The organism is Escherichia sp. WS547, from assembly GCF_046486065.1.
Lineage (GTDB): Bacteria > Pseudomonadota > Gammaproteobacteria > Enterobacterales > Enterobacteriaceae > Escherichia > Escherichia coli.
On sequence record NZ_JBJQMA010000006.1, the window covers coordinates 83,627 to 103,911 of the forward strand.

Annotated in this window: 17 protein-coding genes and 1 pseudogene; 7 read left to right on the forward strand and 11 right to left on the reverse strand. The window is 50.1% G+C overall.

Annotated elements, in window-relative coordinates:
- Positions 1-14 precede the first annotated feature (14 nt).
- A complete protein-coding gene (gene dacC, locus ACJHWK_RS07350; RefSeq protein ID WP_000195961.1) occupies positions 15-1,217 on the reverse strand; it encodes a serine-type D-Ala-D-Ala carboxypeptidase in 1,203 nt (400 codons plus the stop codon).
- 246 nt (positions 1,218-1,463) lie between these two features.
- Between dacC and gstB the strand changes: the two genes are divergently transcribed.
- Complete coding sequence (gene gstB, locus ACJHWK_RS07355; RefSeq protein WP_001295292.1) at positions 1,464-2,090, forward strand: glutathione S-transferase GstB; 627 nt, start codon at positions 1,464-1,466, stop codon at positions 2,088-2,090.
- Here gstB and yliI read toward each other — a convergent pair.
- Positions 2,087-3,202, reverse strand: coding sequence for an aldose sugar dehydrogenase YliI (gene yliI / locus ACJHWK_RS07360; RefSeq protein WP_000555050.1), 1,116 nt, complete (start codon positions 3,200-3,202; stop codon positions 2,087-2,089). The genes gstB and yliI overlap by 4 nt on opposite strands.
- Before the next feature lie 110 nt (positions 3,203-3,312).
- Positions 3,313-3,696, reverse strand: coding sequence for a biofilm formation regulator BssR (gene bssR / locus ACJHWK_RS07365; protein WP_000497137.1), 384 nt, complete (start codon positions 3,694-3,696; stop codon positions 3,313-3,315).
- Positions 3,697-3,908: 212 nt separating this feature from the next.
- On the opposite strand from bssR, the gene rimO reads away from it, so the two are divergent.
- The 3 genes from rimO (at position 3,909) to ACJHWK_RS07380 (ending at position 6,165) form a co-directional block, all read left to right on the forward strand.
- The gene (rimO, locus tag ACJHWK_RS07370; protein ID WP_000049367.1) at positions 3,909-5,234 is read left to right on the forward strand and encodes a 30S ribosomal protein S12 methylthiotransferase RimO; all 1,326 of its coding nucleotides are present in this window, start codon (positions 3,909-3,911) and stop codon (positions 5,232-5,234) included.
- A gap of 225 nt (positions 5,235-5,459) precedes the next feature.
- On the forward strand, positions 5,460-5,846 hold the full coding sequence (locus ACJHWK_RS07375; RefSeq protein WP_000539521.1) for a type II toxin-antitoxin system RelE/ParE family toxin: 387 nt from the start codon (positions 5,460-5,462) through the stop codon (positions 5,844-5,846).
- Positions 5,836-6,165: a helix-turn-helix domain-containing protein gene (locus ACJHWK_RS07380; RefSeq protein WP_001280945.1), complete on the forward strand. Its 330-nt coding sequence runs from the start codon at positions 5,836-5,838 to the stop codon at positions 6,163-6,165. Before ACJHWK_RS07375 ends, ACJHWK_RS07380 begins: the two co-directional genes overlap by 11 nt.
- A 69-nt stretch (positions 6,166-6,234) precedes the next feature.
- Here ACJHWK_RS07380 and ACJHWK_RS07385 read toward each other — a convergent pair.
- From ACJHWK_RS07385 to iaaA, 7 genes and pseudogenes are all read right to left on the reverse strand, one after another.
- Positions 6,235-7,561, reverse strand: a pseudogene (locus tag ACJHWK_RS07385) (diguanylate cyclase).
- 7 nt (positions 7,562-7,568) lie between these two features.
- Positions 7,569-9,917 (reverse strand): EAL domain-containing protein, encoded by a 2,349-nt coding sequence (locus tag ACJHWK_RS07390; RefSeq protein ID WP_021523051.1) that lies wholly within the window; start codon positions 9,915-9,917, stop codon positions 7,569-7,571.
- A gap of 177 nt (positions 9,918-10,094) precedes the next feature.
- Positions 10,095-11,006, reverse strand: a complete 912-nt coding sequence (gsiD, locus tag ACJHWK_RS07395; protein WP_001236019.1) for a glutathione ABC transporter permease GsiD — start codon at positions 11,004-11,006, stop codon at positions 10,095-10,097.
- Positions 11,007-11,008: 2 nt separating this feature from the next.
- Entirely contained in the window at positions 11,009-11,929 is a 921-nt protein-coding gene (gene gsiC, locus ACJHWK_RS07400) for a glutathione ABC transporter permease GsiC (RefSeq protein WP_000936043.1), read from the reverse strand.
- A gap of 17 nt (positions 11,930-11,946) precedes the next feature.
- Positions 11,947-13,485 carry a glutathione ABC transporter substrate-binding protein GsiB gene (gene gsiB / locus ACJHWK_RS07405; RefSeq protein ID WP_001522683.1) on the reverse strand — a complete coding sequence of 513 codons (1,539 nt, stop codon included), beginning with the start codon at positions 13,483-13,485 and terminating at the stop codon, positions 11,947-11,949.
- Positions 13,486-13,504: 19 nt separating this feature from the next.
- The gene (gene gsiA / locus ACJHWK_RS07410; protein WP_001522682.1) at positions 13,505-15,376 is read right to left on the reverse strand and encodes a glutathione ABC transporter ATP-binding protein GsiA; all 1,872 of its coding nucleotides are present in this window, start codon (positions 15,374-15,376) and stop codon (positions 13,505-13,507) included.
- Positions 15,363-16,328 (reverse strand): beta-aspartyl-peptidase, encoded by a 966-nt coding sequence (gene iaaA, locus ACJHWK_RS07415; protein WP_001522681.1) that lies wholly within the window; start codon positions 16,326-16,328, stop codon positions 15,363-15,365. The genes gsiA and iaaA overlap by 14 nt, the downstream gene beginning before the upstream one ends.
- A gap of 203 nt (positions 16,329-16,531) precedes the next feature.
- On the opposite strand from iaaA, the gene moeA reads away from it, so the two are divergent.
- Complete coding sequence (moeA, locus tag ACJHWK_RS07420) at positions 16,532-17,767, forward strand: molybdopterin molybdotransferase MoeA (protein WP_000397357.1); 1,236 nt, start codon at positions 16,532-16,534, stop codon at positions 17,765-17,767.
- Positions 17,767-18,516 carry a molybdopterin-synthase adenylyltransferase MoeB gene (gene moeB, locus ACJHWK_RS07425; protein ID WP_000829221.1) on the forward strand — a complete coding sequence of 250 codons (750 nt, stop codon included), beginning with the start codon at positions 17,767-17,769 and terminating at the stop codon, positions 18,514-18,516. The genes moeA and moeB overlap by 1 nt, the downstream gene beginning before the upstream one ends.
- Positions 18,517-18,591: 75 nt before the next feature.
- Here the strand turns inward: moeB and fsa are convergent, their stop codons facing one another.
- A complete protein-coding gene (gene fsa, locus ACJHWK_RS07430) occupies positions 18,592-19,254 on the reverse strand; it encodes a fructose-6-phosphate aldolase (protein ID WP_001522680.1) in 663 nt (220 codons plus the stop codon).
- Between the two features lie 130 nt (positions 19,255-19,384).
- Between fsa and ACJHWK_RS07435 the strand changes: the two genes are divergently transcribed.
- The gene (locus ACJHWK_RS07435; protein WP_001522679.1) at positions 19,385-20,284 is read left to right on the forward strand and encodes a glycyl-radical enzyme activating protein; all 900 of its coding nucleotides are present in this window, start codon (positions 19,385-19,387) and stop codon (positions 20,282-20,284) included.
- Position 20,285: the final 1 nt, after the last annotated feature.

Below are 20,285 nucleotides of genomic sequence, written 5' to 3' on the forward strand. Positions count from 1 at the left end.
CGGTTATCAGAAGATTAAGAGAACCAGCTGCCGAACCACTGATGGAATTTCATCATCACGAAATCCCACATCCGACCAAAGAATCCCCCCTCTTCCACATTTTCCATCACGATCAGCGGACGCTGCTCAATGGATTTACCGTTAAGCTGGAAATCAATGGTGCCGACAACCTGACCTTTTTTCAGCGGTGCGGTAAGCTGCGGTTCCGTTAACGTGTAGCTCGCTTTCAGGTTTTTCAGCTGCCCACGCGGTATGGTCACTGAGCCCGCTTCGCCTGCCCCGAGATTCACTTCGCTCTTATCACCAAACCAGACGCGCTGAGTCACAAAGGTGGCATCAGGTTTAATTGGCGTCACGGTTTCAAAGAAGCGGAAACCCCAGGTCAATAATTTCTCAGACTCATTAAAACGGATACGGTCAGTTTTCGCACCCAGTACTACGGAGATCAAACGCATATCGCCCTGGGTAGCCGAAGCAACCAGATTATATCCCGCGCCTGCCGTGGTTCCTGTCTTCATGCCATCAACATTCAGATTGCTGCTCCATAGCAGACGGTTACGGTTAGGCTGTCGAATTTTGTTGAAGGTGAACTCTTTCTCTTTATGAATGGCATACTCTTCCGGCACATCGTGGATCAATGCTTTACCCAGCAATGCCATATCGCGCGCGGTACTGAACTGCCCCGGCGCATCCAGACCGTGCACCGTCTGGAAGGTAGTGTTGGTCAGACCCAGTTTTTTGGCATAACCATTCATCAGACCAATAAATGACTCCTGGCTCCCGGCAACGTAATCGGCCAGCGCAATACAGGCGTCATTACCGGACTGGATAATTACACCTTTGTTCAGGTCTGCCACCGAAACCTGATCGCCCGGTTTAAGGAACATTACCGATGAACCACGCAGTGCCGGATTTCCCGTCGCCCAGGCATCTTTACCGACCGTCACCATATCGGTGAGTTTAATCTTATCGGCCTTAAGCGCCTGCCCAACCACATAGCTGGTCATGATTTTAGTCAGGCTCGCGGGGTCCAGTTTTTCATCCGCATTGCCTTCTGCCAGCACTTTACCGCTGGCGTAATCCATTAAAATCCATGCACGCGCATCCACGCTCGGCGCTTCAACGGTTTGTTCCGCCGCGAATGCCGTTGGGGCAAAAAGGAATAAAAATGCAGAACCCGCTGCAAGACCACGAAGGAGAGAGGAGTATTGCGTCATAAATGCCACCCGAGTATCCATTCAAAAAAAATACGTTATATCGCCGTATGATAAGTTCGGTGATTAATAACGCACACACAAACTTAAAGAAACCGTAAGTTGGTAAAGTTTTTAAAGTTTATGCAATATCCTGCCGCTTCGCTGCTTCTGGTGTCATTTTTTTGCCAGCTGTTGCTTAAAAGTTAACTTTACTTCACCATCGGAGTCCTGTTCAGCCTGTGGCTGCCTGTCGGAAAAGGGGTGAGTATGATTACGCTGTGGGGTCGGAATAATTCAACCAACGTAAAAAAAGTATTGCTGACGCTCGAAGAACTGGAACTACCTTATGAGCAAATTCTCGCGGGCCGTGAGTTTGGGATAAATCACGATGCTGATTTTCTGGCGATGAACCCTAACGGGCTGGTGCCGTTGTTGCGTGACGACGAAAGTGATCTCATTCTTTGGGAATCAAACGCCATTGTCCGCTATCTGGCGGCACAGTACGGGCAAAAACGCCTGTGGATCGACTCACCGGCACGTCGTGCGGAAGCAGAAAAATGGATGGACTGGGCAAACCAGACGCTCAGTAATGCTCATCGCGGGATCCTGATGGGATTAGTCAGAACACCACCGGAAGAGCGCGATCAGGCCGCCATTGATGCCAGTTGTAAAGAGTGCGACGCCCTGTTTGCCCTGCTCGATGCGGAACTGGCAAAAGTAAAATGGTTCTCTGGCGACGAGTTTGGTGTGGGCGATATCGCTATCGCTCCGTTCATCTACAATTTGTTTAACGTTGGCCTGACCTGGACACCGCGTCCAAATCTGCAACGCTGGTATCAGCAACTCACTGAACGCCCCGCAGTGCGCAAAGTGGTGATGATTCCCGTTAGCTAATTGCGTGGGCTAACTTTAAGTAATTCCCCACTGGACTCGTCGGTGAGAACGTATAAATAACCGTCGGGTCCAGTGCGAACATCACGAATTCGCTGCCCTCTGTCCGTTAAAATACGGCCATCTTCTGTCACTTTGTCGCCGTTGACGCTCATCACAATGACATCTTTATCTTTCAGCGCGCCAATAAATAATTTTTGCTGCCACTGGGGGAATTTATCGCTGTTATAGAAGGCCATGCCGCTCACGGCGGGCGAATCTTTCCAGTAAAAAACAGGTTGCTCGGTCCCGGCGACGATCTCCCCTTTCGCTTCCGGTATCTTAAAGCCTGAATAGTTGATTCCCCAGGTTGCCAGCGGCCAGCCGTAGTTTTTGCCTTTTTGCGGGATATTAATTTCATCGCCACCGCGCGGGCCATGTTCATTCAGCCATAGTGCATTACTCCACGGATTCATCGCCATTCCTTGCGGATTACGAATGCCATAAGACCAGATCTCGGCGCGCGCACCGGATTCCTTTATAAAAGGATTATCATCCGGGATTTCGCCCTGGTCGGTCAGACGCACCAGTTTGCCCTGTAATTTATCCAGATCCTGCGCCGTCGGGCGCTGATTGTTTTCGCCCAGAGCAATAAAAAGATAACCTTTACCGTCGAATACCAGCCGCCCGCCAAAATGGTTGCCGGTAGACAGTTTTGGCATCTGGCGAAAGACGGTGCGGAAGTCGGTCACCTTTGAGAGATCATCACTTAAGCGGCCATAACCCACAGCAGTTCCGGCTTTGCCATCATCGCCAACTTCGGAATAACTTAACCAGATGCGGCGAGACTGAGCAAAATCAGGCGCTAAAACCACATCCAGCAGGCCACCCTGCCCGTGCGCCCAAACTTCCGGCACTCCGGAAAGCGGCGCAGATAATCCTTTTCCTGCTTGCCAGTGACGCAACTCGCCGCCGCGCAGAGTGATTAACATACCGTGATTGTCGGGTAAAAAGGCCAGCGCCCAGGGATGGTCGAGTTTGTCCTGCAGTACTTCGACATTTACCGTTGCAGGAGCCGCCCAGAGAGCGGAAGAAAGACAAATAAGGGGCACAAGGAAAAAGGATTGTCGATGCATAACGCCTCCGGATTGACTCTGGCTTAAAGCGTAGTCAGTGGAGGAGATAACAAATTCATTTTTACAAAAACTTAAACATGAAGGGGGAGACGCTTTCTCCCCCTTAGTTTTCAGGCCTTCTCAAGCATGGCGTGCTTCTGCAGGCTCTGGATACTCAGCGTTAAGCTCATCAGACAATTTTCAAGCTTATCGGCGTTGACGGTAATAACAGTCGGGCAATCATGGTGCCCACTCATCAAACATACTGCGGCTGTCGCTAATGCTTCTTCAGCATGATGAAGAGCACTCCACTCTTCCTGATCCAGATGAAGATTCAACCGCAGCGATTTATCGTGCAGTTCGCGATTCAGTTTAAAAAAGTTATCTCGTAGATGATTGCTTTCGCTGACGGACATGTATCCTTTTGCCTTCCTCAGTTGCACGTATGCGGCGAGGTCAACGCGTGCGTCGATCAACCGGTTCAGCAGATCGATTCGCTGTCTGTCAACGAACATACTTCGATCCTCCTCTTTCCAGCCTTATTGCAATTAAATAGTATGGCTATTTTTTGAGCAAAATGCTGTCCAGGATCAATTCTTCACGCCGAATTAACAAAATTTACATTTCCTTCTCCTCCGCCAGCGAATGAGATTGCGATACAAATTTTATCCAGAACTCTGTAGAATCCCTGCCCTGACCTTTCCTGTAACTGAATATTTTTTAAGCTATGAGCAAAGTAACTCCCCAGCCGAAAATCGGCTTTGTTTCCCTTGGCTGTCCGAAAAACCTTGTCGATTCAGAGCGTATTCTCACCGAACTACGCACTGAAGGTTATGACGTGGTACCGAGCTATGACGATGCGGACATGGTGATCGTCAACACCTGCGGCTTTATTGACAGCGCGGTACAAGAATCACTGGAAGCCATTGGTGAAGCGTTGAATGAAAACGGCAAGGTAATTGTGACCGGTTGTCTGGGGGCAAAAGAAGATCAGATCCGCGAAGTCCACCCGAAAGTGCTGGAAATCACCGGGCCTCATAGCTATGAGCAGGTTCTGGAGCACGTTCATCACTACGTGCCAAAACCGAAACACAACCCATTCCTGAGCCTGGTGCCAGAACAAGGCGTGAAACTGACGCCGCGTCATTATGCCTATCTGAAAATTTCTGAAGGCTGTAATCACCGCTGCACCTTCTGCATTATTCCGTCTATGCGCGGCGACCTGGTGAGCCGTCCGATTGGCGAAGTGTTAAGTGAAGCGAAACGTCTGGTTGATGCGGGCGTTAAAGAGATTCTGGTGATCTCGCAGGATACTTCCGCCTATGGCGTCGATGTTAAACATCGTACTGGCTTCCACAACGGCGAGCCGGTAAAAACCAGCATGGTCAGCCTGTGCGAACAGTTATCGAAACTGGGGATCTGGACACGTCTGCACTACGTTTACCCTTATCCGCATGTGGACGACGTCATCCCACTGATGGCAGAAGGCAAAATCCTGCCGTATCTGGACATTCCGTTGCAGCACGCCAGCCCGCGCATTCTCAAACTGATGAAGCGTCCGGGTTCTGTAGATCGCCAACTCGCGCGCATCAAACAGTGGCGCGAAATCTGCCCGGAACTGACCCTACGCTCAACCTTTATTGTCGGCTTCCCTGGCGAGACAGAAGAAGATTTCCAGATGCTACTCGACTTCCTGAAAGAAGCGCGTCTGGATCGCGTTGGCTGCTTTAAATACAGCCCGGTTGAAGGTGCAGACGCCAATGCCCTGCCTGACCAGGTTCCGGAAGAAGTGAAAGAAGAACGCTGGAACCGTTTCATGCAGCTGCAGCAGCAGATTTCCGCCGAGCGCCTGCAAGAGAAAGTGGGCCGTGAAATTCTGGTGATTATCGACGAAGTGGACGAAGAAGGCGCGATTGGTCGCAGCATGGCAGATGCACCGGAAATCGACGGAGCGGTTTATCTCAATGGTGAAACCAACGTTAAGCCGGGTGATATCCTGCGTGTGAAAGTCGAGCACGCCGATGAGTACGATTTGTGGGGTAGCCGGGTTTAATTAATCTTAAGGCAGATCTAACAAGGATATTGTTCTTCGATCTGCCTCTGCTACCCTTCCCGATGTCCTACCCTTACGCACAAAATCCCCTGACGCATAAATCGAGAAAAATGAATCGTACTCGAGGCAACTCTCACTTTTTCACACCAAATTAAAGTTTTGATCGCAATTACTTGAAATAAGCGTAATGGTTACTATAGTAAACATTACCACAAGGATGGATGTATGGGTGTGTATAAGGCAAGACGATTCAGCCAAAGCACGAAAAAACTTGGTATTCACGATAAAGTTCTCATGGCTGCCGCTGAAGAAGTGATGCAGGGCATATGGGAGGCTGATTTAGGTAGCGGTGTCATCAAAAAACGTTTACCCCTCCAACAAGGAAAGAGTGGTGGAGCCAGAACAATTATCTTTTTTAAATCAGCAAATCATGTGTTTTTTTATGATGGTTGGTCCAAGAGTGGTCTAAGCAGTAAAGGAACCAAAGAAATCGAAGATGATGAACTGGCGGCCTACAAAAAAATGGCAAATGCATTTCTGGCCTTTAGCAATAAGCAAATAGAGGATTTGATCGAAACTGGCTTTTTGATTGAGGTGAAAAATGAGCGATAAATTACAAATGATGCTGGAAGATGCAAAGGAACTGAATGCACTGGGCCTGATGTCTGATAGTGAAGTTGATGCCATTGCCGTCATGGTCAAAGCTCGTGAAGTCAGCGCCCGTATAGCCAAAGTCAAATCAATGACGGGTGAAGAGATCAAAGCCATCCGCACCCGATACGGCATGTCACAATCCGTGCTGGCACATACAATGGGAATGTCAAAAGAAAGTGTCTCGAAATGGGAACGTAATGAAATAAAACCGAGCGGCCCGGCATTACGTATTTTGAATACATTGGCAATAAAAGGGCCGGAAGTTTTTGCAAAGTAAAATGTTTGCAAATGATTTACCACATTCATTAGTACCCCTTGATTAAGGGGTACTAACACTATTCTAATTCTACTGCCAGCTAATCTGCGCCCTGCCGTTTTTCTTACTCTTATACAGCCGCTCATCCGCCAGCATTTTCAAGCGTTCGACGGTAGTACATTCATTTGAATGCGCTACACCGATACTGGTGCTTAAATTAATGCTTCCCACCTGGAAATGAACAATTTCTTTTAGAATCGATAGCAACTCTTCCAGCGTTCCACCCGTATAAATCACCGCAAATTCGTCACCGCCGAAGCGGTAGACTTTACCTTTATCTACGGGGATCTGTGATTTAAGGATTTTCACCACTTTCATCAACACTTCATCGCCCAGCAAATGACCGAAAGTGTCGTTGATGTTTTTGAATTTATCGACGTCAAACAGGCACAAATAACCGCCTTTTTCCGGCAGCGCTTTTAAATCTTCGTCAAAGGATTTTCTGCCCATTGCTTTGGTCAGGTCATCCAGGAACGCCGAGTTATACAGACTGTAGAGTTTTTTGACATCGGCAGCCGAAAAGAAAAGCCCGCCATCCAGTACGCGTTCAAAATGGTTATTAATGATGGCTTCTTTCTCCACAATACCACGATTAATCACTCTGCGTACCAGATAGAGGCAACTGACACCCGAAATCACTGCCACCAATGCGGCAAAGAAAATAATCAATGTACAGACCCGCAAATAAACATCTTTTTTATACGCAAATACGTACAATCCGGTCGGCAAATAGGCGAAGTGCTCCATCGCTTCCGAAACGGTGAAGATGGCGTTTTTAGCATTAAATTCATCACCGGTCACCGGTTTACCGTTCTTAAACAGAGAGAACATCAGGTTCTCGCTATCCATCGCCAGCGATTTTGACAGTAAAGAAAAACGCTCCAGACCAAGCAAAAATATCAGACTACGATTATGAGTTACCGGATAGAGGTAATAGACGAAGGTTTTACCGTCAAAAGAGATAAACCCTGTATTTTTGACATGTCGATACTTCACAATCTGCATAATATCTGCACAATAATTTTTCTCGAACTCCTTTACCTGAATACATTCGTCAGGAAATCAGATAAGGACCGACATCGTACAAATAAGAGGGTGAAACCGAGTCGGCGTAAGCTGTGCGCAAACCAACCAACAGCTGTTCCTCCGTGGGGTTTAGCGTGTTGATGAGATCAATTGCCACGCTACGCCGATATTCAGCAATATTTGCCACCGCAAAAGCAGTATCAATAACGGACTGTTTCAGGCCATACACCCGTTCCTTTACCATTTGAGTGTAGATCCCGCAGGCAACTGCTGAAATCATGATAAAAATCAGCAGACTGACTGTAAGTACGAACTTATTGATTCTGGACATACGTAAACTACTCTTTTACTAATTTTCCACTTTTATCCCAGGCGGAGAATGGCATGGGTTTCTGGTACAGATACCCCTGAGCCTGAACACATCCTAATTTGATTAATTCGCGCGCAACGTCTTCGCTCTCTACGCCTTCCGCAATCACCGGGATCCGGTTATAGCGTGCCAGATCGAAAATAATGCGCACAATTTTTCCCGCAGTACCGAAAATATCGCCGGTAAATTGTGAGTCCACTTTTATGCTATCTGGATTAATTTCATAAAAACGTTTCAGGTTTGACAAACCGGTGCCAAAGTCATCAATCGATATCTGTACCCCTTGTTTACGCAGTTGTTCAATATTGAGATAAAAATGTTCATTAATTCGCTCGATCACGGTTTCAGTGATCTCAACACAGAGGCTGTTCTCCTTCAGGCCATTTTCTTTCATGATGGTGGTAAAACGCTCATGAAAGTGTGGTTCGTTTAACTGCCAGGGCGAAACATTAATATGCAGTAAGAAATCATCCTTCAGCGACGCACGCTGACTAAAATGTCTGAATTCACCCATTGCCGTTTTAATAATCTGATAACCCAGCTCATTGATAAACCCGATATCTTCAGCAATGGTAATGAACTTTAGCGGTGAAATGATCCCCCGCTCCGCAGACACCCAACGGCACAACGCCTCCGCGCCCAGAATGGCGCGGGTGTTAATATCAACGATCGGTTGATAGACGAGGAATAGTTCGCCAATTTCCATTGCATGGCGAATATTACGCGCAATCCAGATATTCTCTTCTATTTCGTTGAGTTTCGCGTCATCACAGAAAATAAACTCTGAGAACATATGGTCACGGATACTGGAAATCGCCAGTTTCAGTTTTTCTGCGTAACTCCAGGCGTTTTCTCCCTGCAAAGGTTCACAAATGGCAGACTTATGGATGCGCAGATTGCGGTAGCCAAAGCTGCTGTCAAAATCGTTTATCATCGCTATTTTACGGGTAAATGTCTGTACATTTTCCCGGCACAGAAGTAAATAGAGATCGGCATTGAATGTCACGATATCGCAGCATTGCGCATATTTCTCGGCAATTCGCTGACACAATTTCCTGACGATTTTATTGCGTTCATCAACACCAAACACCGCTTCCACGGCTTCCAGACCACACAGTTTGATGATCCCCACAGCCAGATACTGATTATTGTTGGACTCAATAATCGCCATATTTTTAATAAAACCGCTTTCCTGATCGTAAGAGATCAGTGAGAGCAATTTATTTGACCGTTCAATTTCGGCATCTTTCATTTCCGCGATCGAATTTTTGATGCTGATAATCTCTTTCGCATCGCCTTCGCGAATTTTCAGAGCCTCGATTTGATCCGTTGAGTCAGGCAAAAACGCCAGCGTATTAACCAGCTCTGTCATTTCAGAAAATTGCCGACGGAACACACGAGTGGTCATTAAATAAACCACCAGCAATACGATAATAATGAAAGCAAACGGCAGATAAAAAAGTTTATCTGATGCGTTCAATAAATTACCACCAGGATAATAAAAATAGATTTCGAATAATGCGTTGTTTGGCACCGCTGAAGTTTTTTCGATATATTCAGTATCGACAGAATCAATAATATTATAATTACCTTCGCTATTATAAATAATTAGTTTTTCACGAGCGAGTTGATTCTTGGCAATGATCTCATGGCCTTGTTTTAAAAATAGAACTTCATCATTAGCGCTGATTTGATCAAGATACTCGTTCAGATATCGCCAGTTTAAATCGACATGAATTTTATCCACCGCTAACAAATCATGATCTTTGCCGTTGATGTGTAGTGTAAAAGAGATACATTTTTTACCCGGACGATCAAAGCAATTGTATGCCGGATTCCAGCTGTTGTTAGAGTCATCTGAAGCCACCGACCACGGTCGTTTCGATGGGTTAAAATCGGCAAAAATTACCCGCCCTGACTCGTCGACAAGCGGTCCATTTACTTGTTCCTGATGATAAACAACGATTTTATCATTCGCCCTCCGCGAAAAAAGATAATATTTATTATCATCAAGTACCAGTCCCACCGAGTCTAAAAATGGCATCATTTCCATTTTAAGAATCACGGCGCGTTGAATCTCCTCTGTATTTTTTAATAAATACAGTGAGTCCTTTAATGTCAGGGCCGAACGTTCAATATCTTTAAAGAAATAGCCAACGTTTTTCTGAATAAGTTCAAAGCGGCTATCGGCACGTTTTACCGCGCGCTCCGATACCAGTTGATAGTTAATGATGAAAAAAAGACCAATAAATGACAGTGCTGCCAATAAAAATAAAATTATCAGCCTTATCTTTATCTTTTCGTATAAACTCAGCATGTTAATACATTTAACAAAATAACTATCTGAACGCTGTGCCGCTGCAAAAATTGTCCCTTGCTGCGGCTTTTTAACCAAATTACCCGATTCTACAAAATCAGCAGAAAGTTACAACACTTGCTTAGGGCAATAATTTCCTGTGAGGTGATTACCCTTTCAAGCAATATTCAAACGTAACTATCCTTTAATTTTCGGATCCAGCGCATCGCGTAAACCATCGCCCAACAAATTGAACGCCAGTACGGTCAGAAAAATAGCCAGGGCCGGAAAAACAGCGACATGCGGCGCGATAACCATATCCGCTCGTGCCTCATTGAGCATTGCTCCCCACTCTGGTGTCGGCGGCTGCGCACCGAGGCCGAGAAATGACAGGCTGGCGGCAGAGATAATCGAGGTGCCGATGCGCATGGTGAAAAACACCACGATAGAAGAGACGGTCCCAGGCAAGATATGACGCAATAAAATGGTCATATCGCTGGCACCAATACTGCGTGCTGACTCAATAAAGGTTTGCTGTTTCAACACCAGCGTGTTGCCGCGCACCAGGCGGGCAAACGCGGGGATGGAAAAAATGGCGACAGCGATAATCACGTTAGCAATGCCGCTTCCCAACACCGCAACAACAGCGATCGCCAGTAAAATACCCGGGAAGGCAAACAGCACATCGCAAATGCGCATGATTAGCCGATCCCACCAGCCTTCATAATATCCAGCAAGCAAGCCCAGCAACGTCCCGATCGCCGCACCGATAAACACGGCAAACACACCCGCCGCCAGTGAGATTTGCGCACCAACCAGGACACGGCTGAAAATGTCGCGCCCCAGTGAATCGACGCCAAACCAGTGCTGCAAAGAAGGTCCGTTATTCAGATTGTCATAATCGAAATAATTTTCGGCGTCATAGGGAGCGATCCAGCGTGCAAAAATGGCCACTACAATCAATAAAATAACGAATAATGCGGCGGTCATCGCCATATGCTGACGGCGAAATCGTCGCCAGAATTCATGCCACGGTGTACGTACCTGGTCAGGTTTGACCAGTGGCATGGCGTTTAACGCCGCCTGACGTCGCCAGTTAAATAGTCGCATCCTTACTTGTACCTGATAGCCGGGTTAATGGCGGCGTAAAGCACATCCACCACTAAGTTGATAAGAATAAATTCCAGCGAGAAAAGCAGAATTTCCGCCTGAATCACCGGGTAATCGCGCATTTCTACGGAGTCAACGAGTAAGCGTCCAAGTCCGGGCCAGTTGAAAACCTTCTCCACCACGATGGAACCACCGAGCAAGAAGCCAAACTGTAAGCCCATCATGGTCACTACCGGGATCATCGCGTTACGTAGCCCGTGTTTGAGGACAACCCAGGTTTCGCTCACCCCTTTCGCCCTCGCGGTACGCATATAATCTTCGCTTAAAACATCGACAAACGACGCGCGGGTAAAGCGCGCCATCACGGCTGCCACTGCCGCGCCGAGCGTCAGGGAGGGTAAAATGTAGTGCTGCCAACTGTCTGCTCCCACGGTAGGCAGCCAGCCCAGTTCAACGGAGAATACCTGAATTAAAAGCATCCCCAGCGCAAATGCCGGAAACGAGATCCCCGACACCGCAATGGTCATACTCAATCGATCCGGCCAACGATTACGCCAGACGGCGGCGATAATTCCCGCCGCCATACCAAATATCACCGCCCAGACCATACTGGTTATGGTCAGCCACAGCGTTGGCATAAAGCGGCTGGCAATCTCATCGGCAACCGGACGACGCGACACCATCGACAGGCCAAAATCCCCCTGCACAGCATTGCTGATATAGTGCCAGAACTGGTGATACAGCGGCTGATCCAACCCCAGCTGCTGACGCACCAGTTCTATAACCTGCGCATCAGCTTCGGGCCCGGCAATCAATCGCGCCGGATCGCCGGGCAGCATATGGACAAATAAAAACACCAGCACCGAGACGATAAACAGCGTTGGAATCAACCCCAGTAAGCGTTTGATAACGTAATTAAGCATTCCACTCCCTGCGTTGCTTATTGCAAATCCGCGTCTTCAAAGCTGAAACCGGTGTCTGGCATGATCCAAAAACCGGTCAGGTTTTTACTGTGTGCCGACACCAGTTTTTCTACCACCAGCGGGATCCACGGCGACTCTTGCCAGATGATATCCTGCGCCGCCTTATATAAACGGGTCTTTTCCGCCGGATCATTAGTTTTCAGTGCCTGAGCCAGGAAGTCATCCACCTGTTTATTGCTGTAAAACGCGGTATTAAACAGCGTCGGTGGCCAGTTTTGCGATGCAAACAGCGGCGATAGTGCCCAGTCAGCTTCGCCGGTTGAAGCCGACCAGCCAGTGTAGAACATCCTCACTCCGCTCTCTTTTTGCCCTTTACCTTCAACTTCTGCCGCCCGATGTCCGGCATCCATCGCAGTCACCTGGGCTTTAATCCCGACCTGCGCTAACTGCTGCTGGGTAAATTGCAGCACTTTCTGCGCGGTGCTGTGGTTATGTGACGACCACAGCGTGGTACTGAAACCGTTGGGATATCCCGCCTCTTTCAGTAATTCGCGCGCTTTCACTGGATCGTAAGGCCACGGTTTATAACTTTGCGCGTAGGCGATACTCGGCGGTACCACACCAGTAGCTGGCGTTGCATAGCCCGCGAAGGCTACTTTCACCAGCGCCGGGCGGTTAATGGCGTAATTCAGCGCCTCACGGACCTTCGGGTTATCGAACGGCTTTTGCGTCACGTTCATACTGATATAACGCTGCATAATTGACGGACTGGCCATCAACTCGATATTTTTGTTTTTCTCCAGCAGTGCGGCCTGCTCGTAGGGAATGGGGAAAGCAAACTGCGCTTCACCGGTTTGCAGCATTGCCGCGCGGGTATTGTTATCCGCCACCGGACGCCAGGTTATGCTGTCCAGTTTGGGCAATCCTGGCTGCCAGTAACCCGCGAATTTTTTCACCTTCACAAAATCGGTCTGATTCCAGGTATCCAGTTCATACGGCCCGGTTCCCACCGGATGAAAACCAATCTCCTTGCCATATTTTTCCAGCGCTGCCGGCGAAATCATCGCGGTCGCCGGATGGGCAAGAATATTAATAAACGCTGAGAACGGCTGTTTGAGGGTAATCTTTACCGTTGTTGGATCGATCGCTTCCGTTTTGGCAATATTCTTATACAGGTTGTAGCGTTTAAGATGATTCGCCGGATCGCTGGCCCGGTCCAGATTCGCTTTTACCGCCGCTGCGTTGAAGTCGGTGCCATCCTGGAATTTAATTCCTTCCCGCAATTTCACGGTGTAAGTAAGGCCGTCATCGGAAACGGTATAACTCTCCGCCAGCACGTTTTTCAGTTTCATCTCTTTATCGAGACCGAACAGCCCCTGGTAAAACGATTTCGCTACGGCCTGAGATAACGTGTCATTTGCGTCATACGGATCGAGCGTGGTGAAGTTCGATCCTACCGCCACCACCACATCTTTGGCAGCGAATGCACAAGATGCCATCAACGCTGTCGCAATGCCCAGCGCCACTAACCCACTACGGTGTACAGCTCTTGCCATTTTATTCTCCGCCTGAATGTTATCTACGCATGAATGCGTATTCTGATTGTGGTTGTGCGACGTAATGCCCCGGCCCGACGCATTGCAACGAGACGGCTGCCACCTCTTCGCCACGCAGATGAATATTGCTGGGAAGATCGTCCGACAGCAGTACACGCTGCGGTCGTTGTCGGGACGGTTCAGCGACCGGAACTGCCGCCAGTAATTTACGCGTATAAAGATGCTGCGGGTTTTCGAAGACCGCGCGCCGTGGACCAATTTCAACAATTTGTCCGAGATACATCACCGCCACACGATGACTAATCCGCTCTACCACGGCCATATCGTGGGAGATAAACAGATACGCAATGCCGAAATCACGCTGGAGATCGAGCAACAAGTTGATAATCTGCCCGCGAATAGAAACATCCAGCGCCGAAACGGCTTCGTCGGCAATGATCACTTTTGGATTCAATGCCAACGCGCGAGCAATGCAGATGCGCTGGCGCTGACCGCCGGAAAACTCATGCGGGTAACGCCAGGCATGTTCAGGTAACAGGCCCACGCGCTCCAGCAACCACGCAACGCGTGCAGCCGCTTCTTTACCTGTCAATAAACCGTGTACGCGCAGCGGTTCGATAATCGAATCACCGATGGTCTGACGTGGGTCCAGCGAAGCGTAAGGGTCCTGAAAAATAAACTGAATATCCCGGCGCAATGCCTGAAGTTTGCCGGGTGACAAGGTATCGATTCGCTGACCGTTAAAGATAATTTCGCCGCCCTGCGATTCGACCAGGCGCAGCAACGCCCGCCCGGTAGTGGATTTACCGCTGCCAGACTCGCCCACCAGCGATAGCGTTTCGCCAGGCCAGAGATCAAAACTGACTTTCTCAACGGCATGCACTTCCCGCGTTACGCGATTCAACAAACCGCTGCGCAAAGGGAAACGGGTGACCAGATTACGCACCCGTAAAACAGGTTCGCCATCCACCACCGTTTTCTGCTCGATGGGTGGTTCCTGTTTCGCTGGATGTTCAAGCGATATCAATGGGAAACGTCGGGGATAATCTAACCCTTTCATCGCACCAAGTTGCGGAACAGCAGCTAACAGCGCACGGGTGTAAGGATGTTGCGGTGCATGAAAAATCTGTTCGACGCTACCCGTTTCCACCGCCTCGCCCTGATACATCACCAGTACCCGATCGGCAATCTCTGCCACCACGCCCATATCGTGAGTGATAAAGATAACGCCCATCGACATCTCTTTTTGCAATACTTTGATTAATTGCAGGATCTGCGCCTGAATAGTGACATCCAGCGCGGTGGTTGGCTCATCGGCAATCAGCACCGCCGGGCGGCATGACAGCGCCATCGCAATCATCACTCGCTGGCGCATCCCGCCAGAGAGTTGATGCGGATAACGTGAAAGGATGGTTTGTGCCTCCGGAATGCGTACCTGATCCAGCATCCGCTTCGCCTCGACCATTGCTTCTTCACGACTGGCGTTTTGATGCAGACGAATAGATTCAGCAATCTGTTCACCCACAGTAAATACCGGGTTCAGCGATGTCATCGGCTCCTGAAATATCATCGCCATATCCGCACCGCGCACATGGCGCATTTGTGCAGCGCTCTGCTCGCTAAGTTCAATCACTTCACGACTGCGCCGCCGCAACAGCATTTGATCGCACTGCACTAAACCGCCCGCCTGTTCCAACAAGCGCATCAATGCCAGCGCAGTCACTGACTTACCAGAGCCGGATTCGCCAACAATTGCCAGCGTCTCACCGCGTTGCAGGCTAAAAGAGAGATTGCGGACCACAGCTATTTTCTGCTGGTCCTGCATAAAGGCAATATTCAGATTTTCAACCGCCAGCACATCACCGGCATCAAGTTCATCACTGTGTGGCAACGGTGTCCCCTTTTTCACGGTAGATACCGGTGGTTGGCGTATCGCCTGCGTAGCCCCAGGCGCGATACATTCCTTCGGTGTTAAACGGTAGCGCGACATTCCCTTCATGGTCGATAGCGATTAAGCCACCGCTACCGCCAAGCGCAGGGAGTTTTTCCATTACTACCCGCTCGCAGGCTTCCGCGAGACTTAATCCGCCGTAATCCATTAACGCGGCGATGTCATATGCCGCCAGCGCGCGGATGAAGACTTCGCCCGTGCCGGTACAAGAAACCGCCACACTGGCGTTATTGGCGTAGCATCCGGCACCCACTAAGGGACTATCGCCAACTCGTCCGGGTAATTTATTGGTCATTCCGCCCGTGGACGTGGCTGCCGCCAGATTGCCGTCTAAATCCAACGCCACGGCCCCCACGGTGCCCATTTTCTGTTTTTCATCCAGTTGCGCACCGCTATGGTCGAGGACTGTTGCCCCTTCCTCACGCGCTGCCATTAGTTGTTCATAACGCAAAGGCGTGGAGAAAATCTCCGGTGAGACGCGCTCCATGCCATGAGCAAACGCAAAATTTTCTGCCCCTTCGCCAATCATCATCACATGCGGGCTTTGCTCCATCACCAGCCGGGCGGCAAGAACCGGATTACGCAGATGACTAACGCCCGCCACCGCACCGGCTTTCAGGGTGTTACCATCCATCACACAGGCGTCCAGTTCATGGGTTTCATCACGCGTAAAGACAGCGCCAATTCCGGCGTTAAACAGTGGACACTCTTCCAGCAGACGCACCGCTTCCGTCACCACATCCAGCGCACTTTCGCCCGCTTCCAGCATTTTCTGCCCGGTTTCAACAATGGCAGACAGCGCCTCGATGTAGCGTAATTCCTGTTGCAGACTCATCTGCGCGCGGCTAATTGCACCTGCGCCGCCATGAATTGCAATGACTGCTTTGCCCATAGTATTCATCCATTAAGGGTGGCTCGCCACTTTTGCTATAAATATCAGAATTTTTATGAATTACTCATTCAATTTTTGAATATAGAAAGATGGATATGGCATGTAAAGGCAGGAGCCAGCGCTACGCCCGAGGTGGCATACAGTCTGTGGCGTTTTTCTGACATAATAGGCAAATTCGATTTTGCCTCCGCAGGAGTGTTTTCATGGAATTTACCACCGGATTGATGTCGCTCGACACCGCGCTTAATGAGATGCTTTCTCGCGTCACCCCACTGACCGCCCAGGAAACGCTGCCACTGGTACAGTGTTTTGGTCGTATTCTGGCGAGCGATGTCGTTTCGCCGCTTGATGTCCCGGGGTTTGATAACTCCGCTATGGACGGCTACGCGGTGCGTTTAGCCGATATTGCCTCCGGGCAACCGCTGCCCGTTGCCGGTAAATCCTTTGCCGGTCAGCCGTACCATGGTGAATGGCCTGCGGGTACCTGCATTCGTATTATGACCGGTGCGCCGGTGCCAGAAGGCTGCGAAGCGGTGGTCATGCAGGAACAGACTGAACAAACGGACAATGGCGTGCGTTTTACTGCTGAAGTGCGTAGCGGGCAAAATATTCGCCGTCGCGGTGAAGATATCTCTGCGGGTGCGGTTGTTTTCCCGGCGGGAACACGCCTGACTACCGCAGAGCTGCCAGTAATTGCTTCACTGGGGATTGCCGAAGTTCCGGTGATTCGTAAAGTGCGTGTAGCGCTGTTTTCTACCGGTGATGAACTCCAGTTGCCAGGCCAGCCGCTGGGCGACGGCCAAATCTACGATACCAACCGTCTCGCCGTACACCTGATGTTAGAACAGCTGGGATGCGAGGTAATCAACTTAGGGATTATCCGCGACGATCCCCATGCCCTGCGCGCCGCTTTTATTGAAGCCGACAGCCAGGCGGATGTGGTGATCAGTTCCGGCGGTGTTTCAGTGGGTGAAGCGGATTACACCAAAACCATTCTTGAAGAGCTGGGGGAGATCGCCTTCTGGAAGCTGGCGATTAAACCAGGTAAACCGTTCGCGTTCGGAAAACTTTCTAATAGCTGGTTCTGCGGCCTGCCGGGCAACCCGGTTTCAGCGACGCTGACCTTCTATCAACTGGTACAGCCTTTGCTGGCAAAACTAAGCGGCAATACCGCCAGCGGCCTGCCCGCGCGCCAGCGTGTGCGCACGGCATCGCCTCTGAAGAAATCGCCAGGACGCCTTGATTTCCAGCGCGGCGTGCTGCAACGCAACGCCGATGGCGAACTGGAAGTGACGACCACCGGACATCAGGGTTCACATATATTTAGCTCCTTTAGCCTCGGTAACTGCTTTATCGTGCTGGAGCGCGATCGCGGCAATGTTGAAGCGGGCGAATGGGTGGAAGTAGAACCGTTTAACGCGTTGTTCGGAGGCCTGTAATGGCGGAACTCAGCGATCAGGAGATGCTGCGCTACAACCGGCAAATCATTCTGCGCGGTTTTGATTTTGACGGTCAGGAGGCGCTAAAAGATTCTCGTGTGCTGATCGTCGGCCTCGGTGGACTCGGCTGTGCAGCTTCGCAGTATCTGGCAAGCGCCGGTGTCGGCAACCTGACGCTGCTCGACTTCGACACGGTTTCGCTCTCGAATCTGCAACGCCAGACGCTGCACAGCGATGCCACGGTCGGGCAACCGAAGGTGGAATCCGCCCGTGACGCCCTGACGCGGATCAACCCACATATCGCGATTACGCCAGTCAATGCGCTGCTTGATGACGCTGAACTTGCTGCGATGATTGCAAAACACGATCTGGTGCTCGACTGTACGGATAACGTTGCGGTACGTAATCAACTGAACGCAGGCTGTTTTGCCGCGAAGGTGCCGCTGGTTTCCGGCGCGGCAATTCGTATGGAAGGTCAAATCACGGTCTTCACTTATCAGGACGGCGAGCCTTGCTATCGCTGCCTCAGCCGTTTGTTTGGCGAGAACGCGTTAACCTGCGTAGAAGCAGGCGTGATGGCACCGTTAATCGGCGTAATTGGTTCGTTGCAGGCAATGGAAGCAATCAAACTGCTGGCAGGTTATGGCAAACCAGCCAGCGGGAAAATCGTGATGTACGATGCGATGACCTGTCAGTTTCGCGAAATGAAACTGATGCGCAATCCGGGGTGTGAGGTGTGCGGGCAGTAACTGCCACCTCCAGGCCAGATAAGACGCGGCACTCCGCCACGTCATCAGCAATTTATGAGGATGCAGAACGTCCGGTTAAATCGACGTTCTGCCAAACGCTCCCTGCCAGTCCTGCTCAAACTTCGCCACAGCGGCATCAACCGCCGGATAGCTAATCATCTGTTGTGCCACATCCAGCGGCAGAGTAATTGATTCACACCCTGCCAGTAAGCAGTCCAGCGCCTGACGCGGGGTTTTAAAACTCGCGGCTAACACTTTCGCCTGCGGCGCATGCATTTTCAATAACTGGTGTAAGTCGGTCACAGTCTGAATACCGCTACCGCCCTGAGCATCAATACGATTAACGTAAGGCGCAACATATTCCGCACCTGCCAGCGCCGACAGTAGCCCTTGTGCTGCGCCATATACCGCGGTTCCCAGCGTCGGAATCCCTTCCGCTTTTAACATCTTAATCGCTGCCAGCCCCTCAGCGGTCACCGGAACTTTCACCACGATATCCGCAATAATAGAACGCAATTTACGTGCGTCATTCACCATCCCTTCAGCAGTGGTAGCCATTACCTGGGCAAACAGACGCCCCTGACCGTCCATCGCCTCGTGAAGTTGCGGAAGCACAACCTCCAGCGGTTTTTTACCCGCTGCGATAATGCTTGGGTTAGTGGTCACACCCGCCAGCGGAAAAATACGTGACAGCGCCTTCACCGCAACAACGTCTGAAGTATCCAGATACAGTTCCATAACCATCCTCAAAATGTACTTTTTGTCTGAATGTAGACTATCACGGGAAAACTCTCTGAACAGTTGACGCACATCAATCTAACTTTCATTCGAAAGTATTTTAATGTTTGAACGAAACAGAGAGGCAACTATGATTTTCAATATTCAACGCTACTCGACCCATGATGGCCCCGGTATCCGCACGGTCGTATTTCTTAAAGGCTGTTCGCTGGGCTGCCGCTGGTGTCAGAACCCGGAAAGCCGCGCCCGCACGCAGGATCTGCTGTATGACCCACGTCTGTGCCTGGAAGGCTGTGAGCTGTGCGCTAAGACCGCGCCGGACGTGATTGAGCGCGCGCTGAATGGTTTGCTTATTCATCGGGAAAAGTTAACCCCGGAGCATCTGACGGCGTTAACCGACTGCTGTCCGACACAGGCGTTAACCGTGTGTGGTGAAGTGAAAAGCGTTGAGGAGATCATGGCGACCGTTTTGCGGGATAAACCGTTTTACGATCGCAGCGGCGGCGGCTTAACGCTTTCCGGCGGTGAACCATTCATGCAGCCGGAAATGGCGACGGCGCTGCTGCAAGCCAGCCACGAGGCCGGCATTCATACTGCGGTAGAAACTTGTCTGCATGTGCCGTGGAAATATATCGCCCCTTCTCTGCCCTATATCGATCTGTTTCTTGCCGATTTAAAACACGTTGCCGACGCGCCGTTTAAACAGTGGACCGACGGTAACGCCGCCAGAGTGCTGGATAACCTGAAAAAACTCGCCGCAGCGGGCAAAAAAATCATTATCCGCGTGCCGCTGATTCAGGGCTTTAATGCCGACGAAACCTCTGTAAAAGCCATTACCGATTTTGCCGCCGACGAGCTGCACGTTAGCGAAATTCATTTCCTGCCCTACCACACGCTGGGCATCAACAAATATCACTTACTTAATCTGCCCTATGACGCCCCGGAACAACCGCTTGATGCGCCAGAACTGCTCGACTTTGCCCAGCAGTATGCCTGCCAGAAAGGGTTAACCGCGACCTTACGAGGATAAC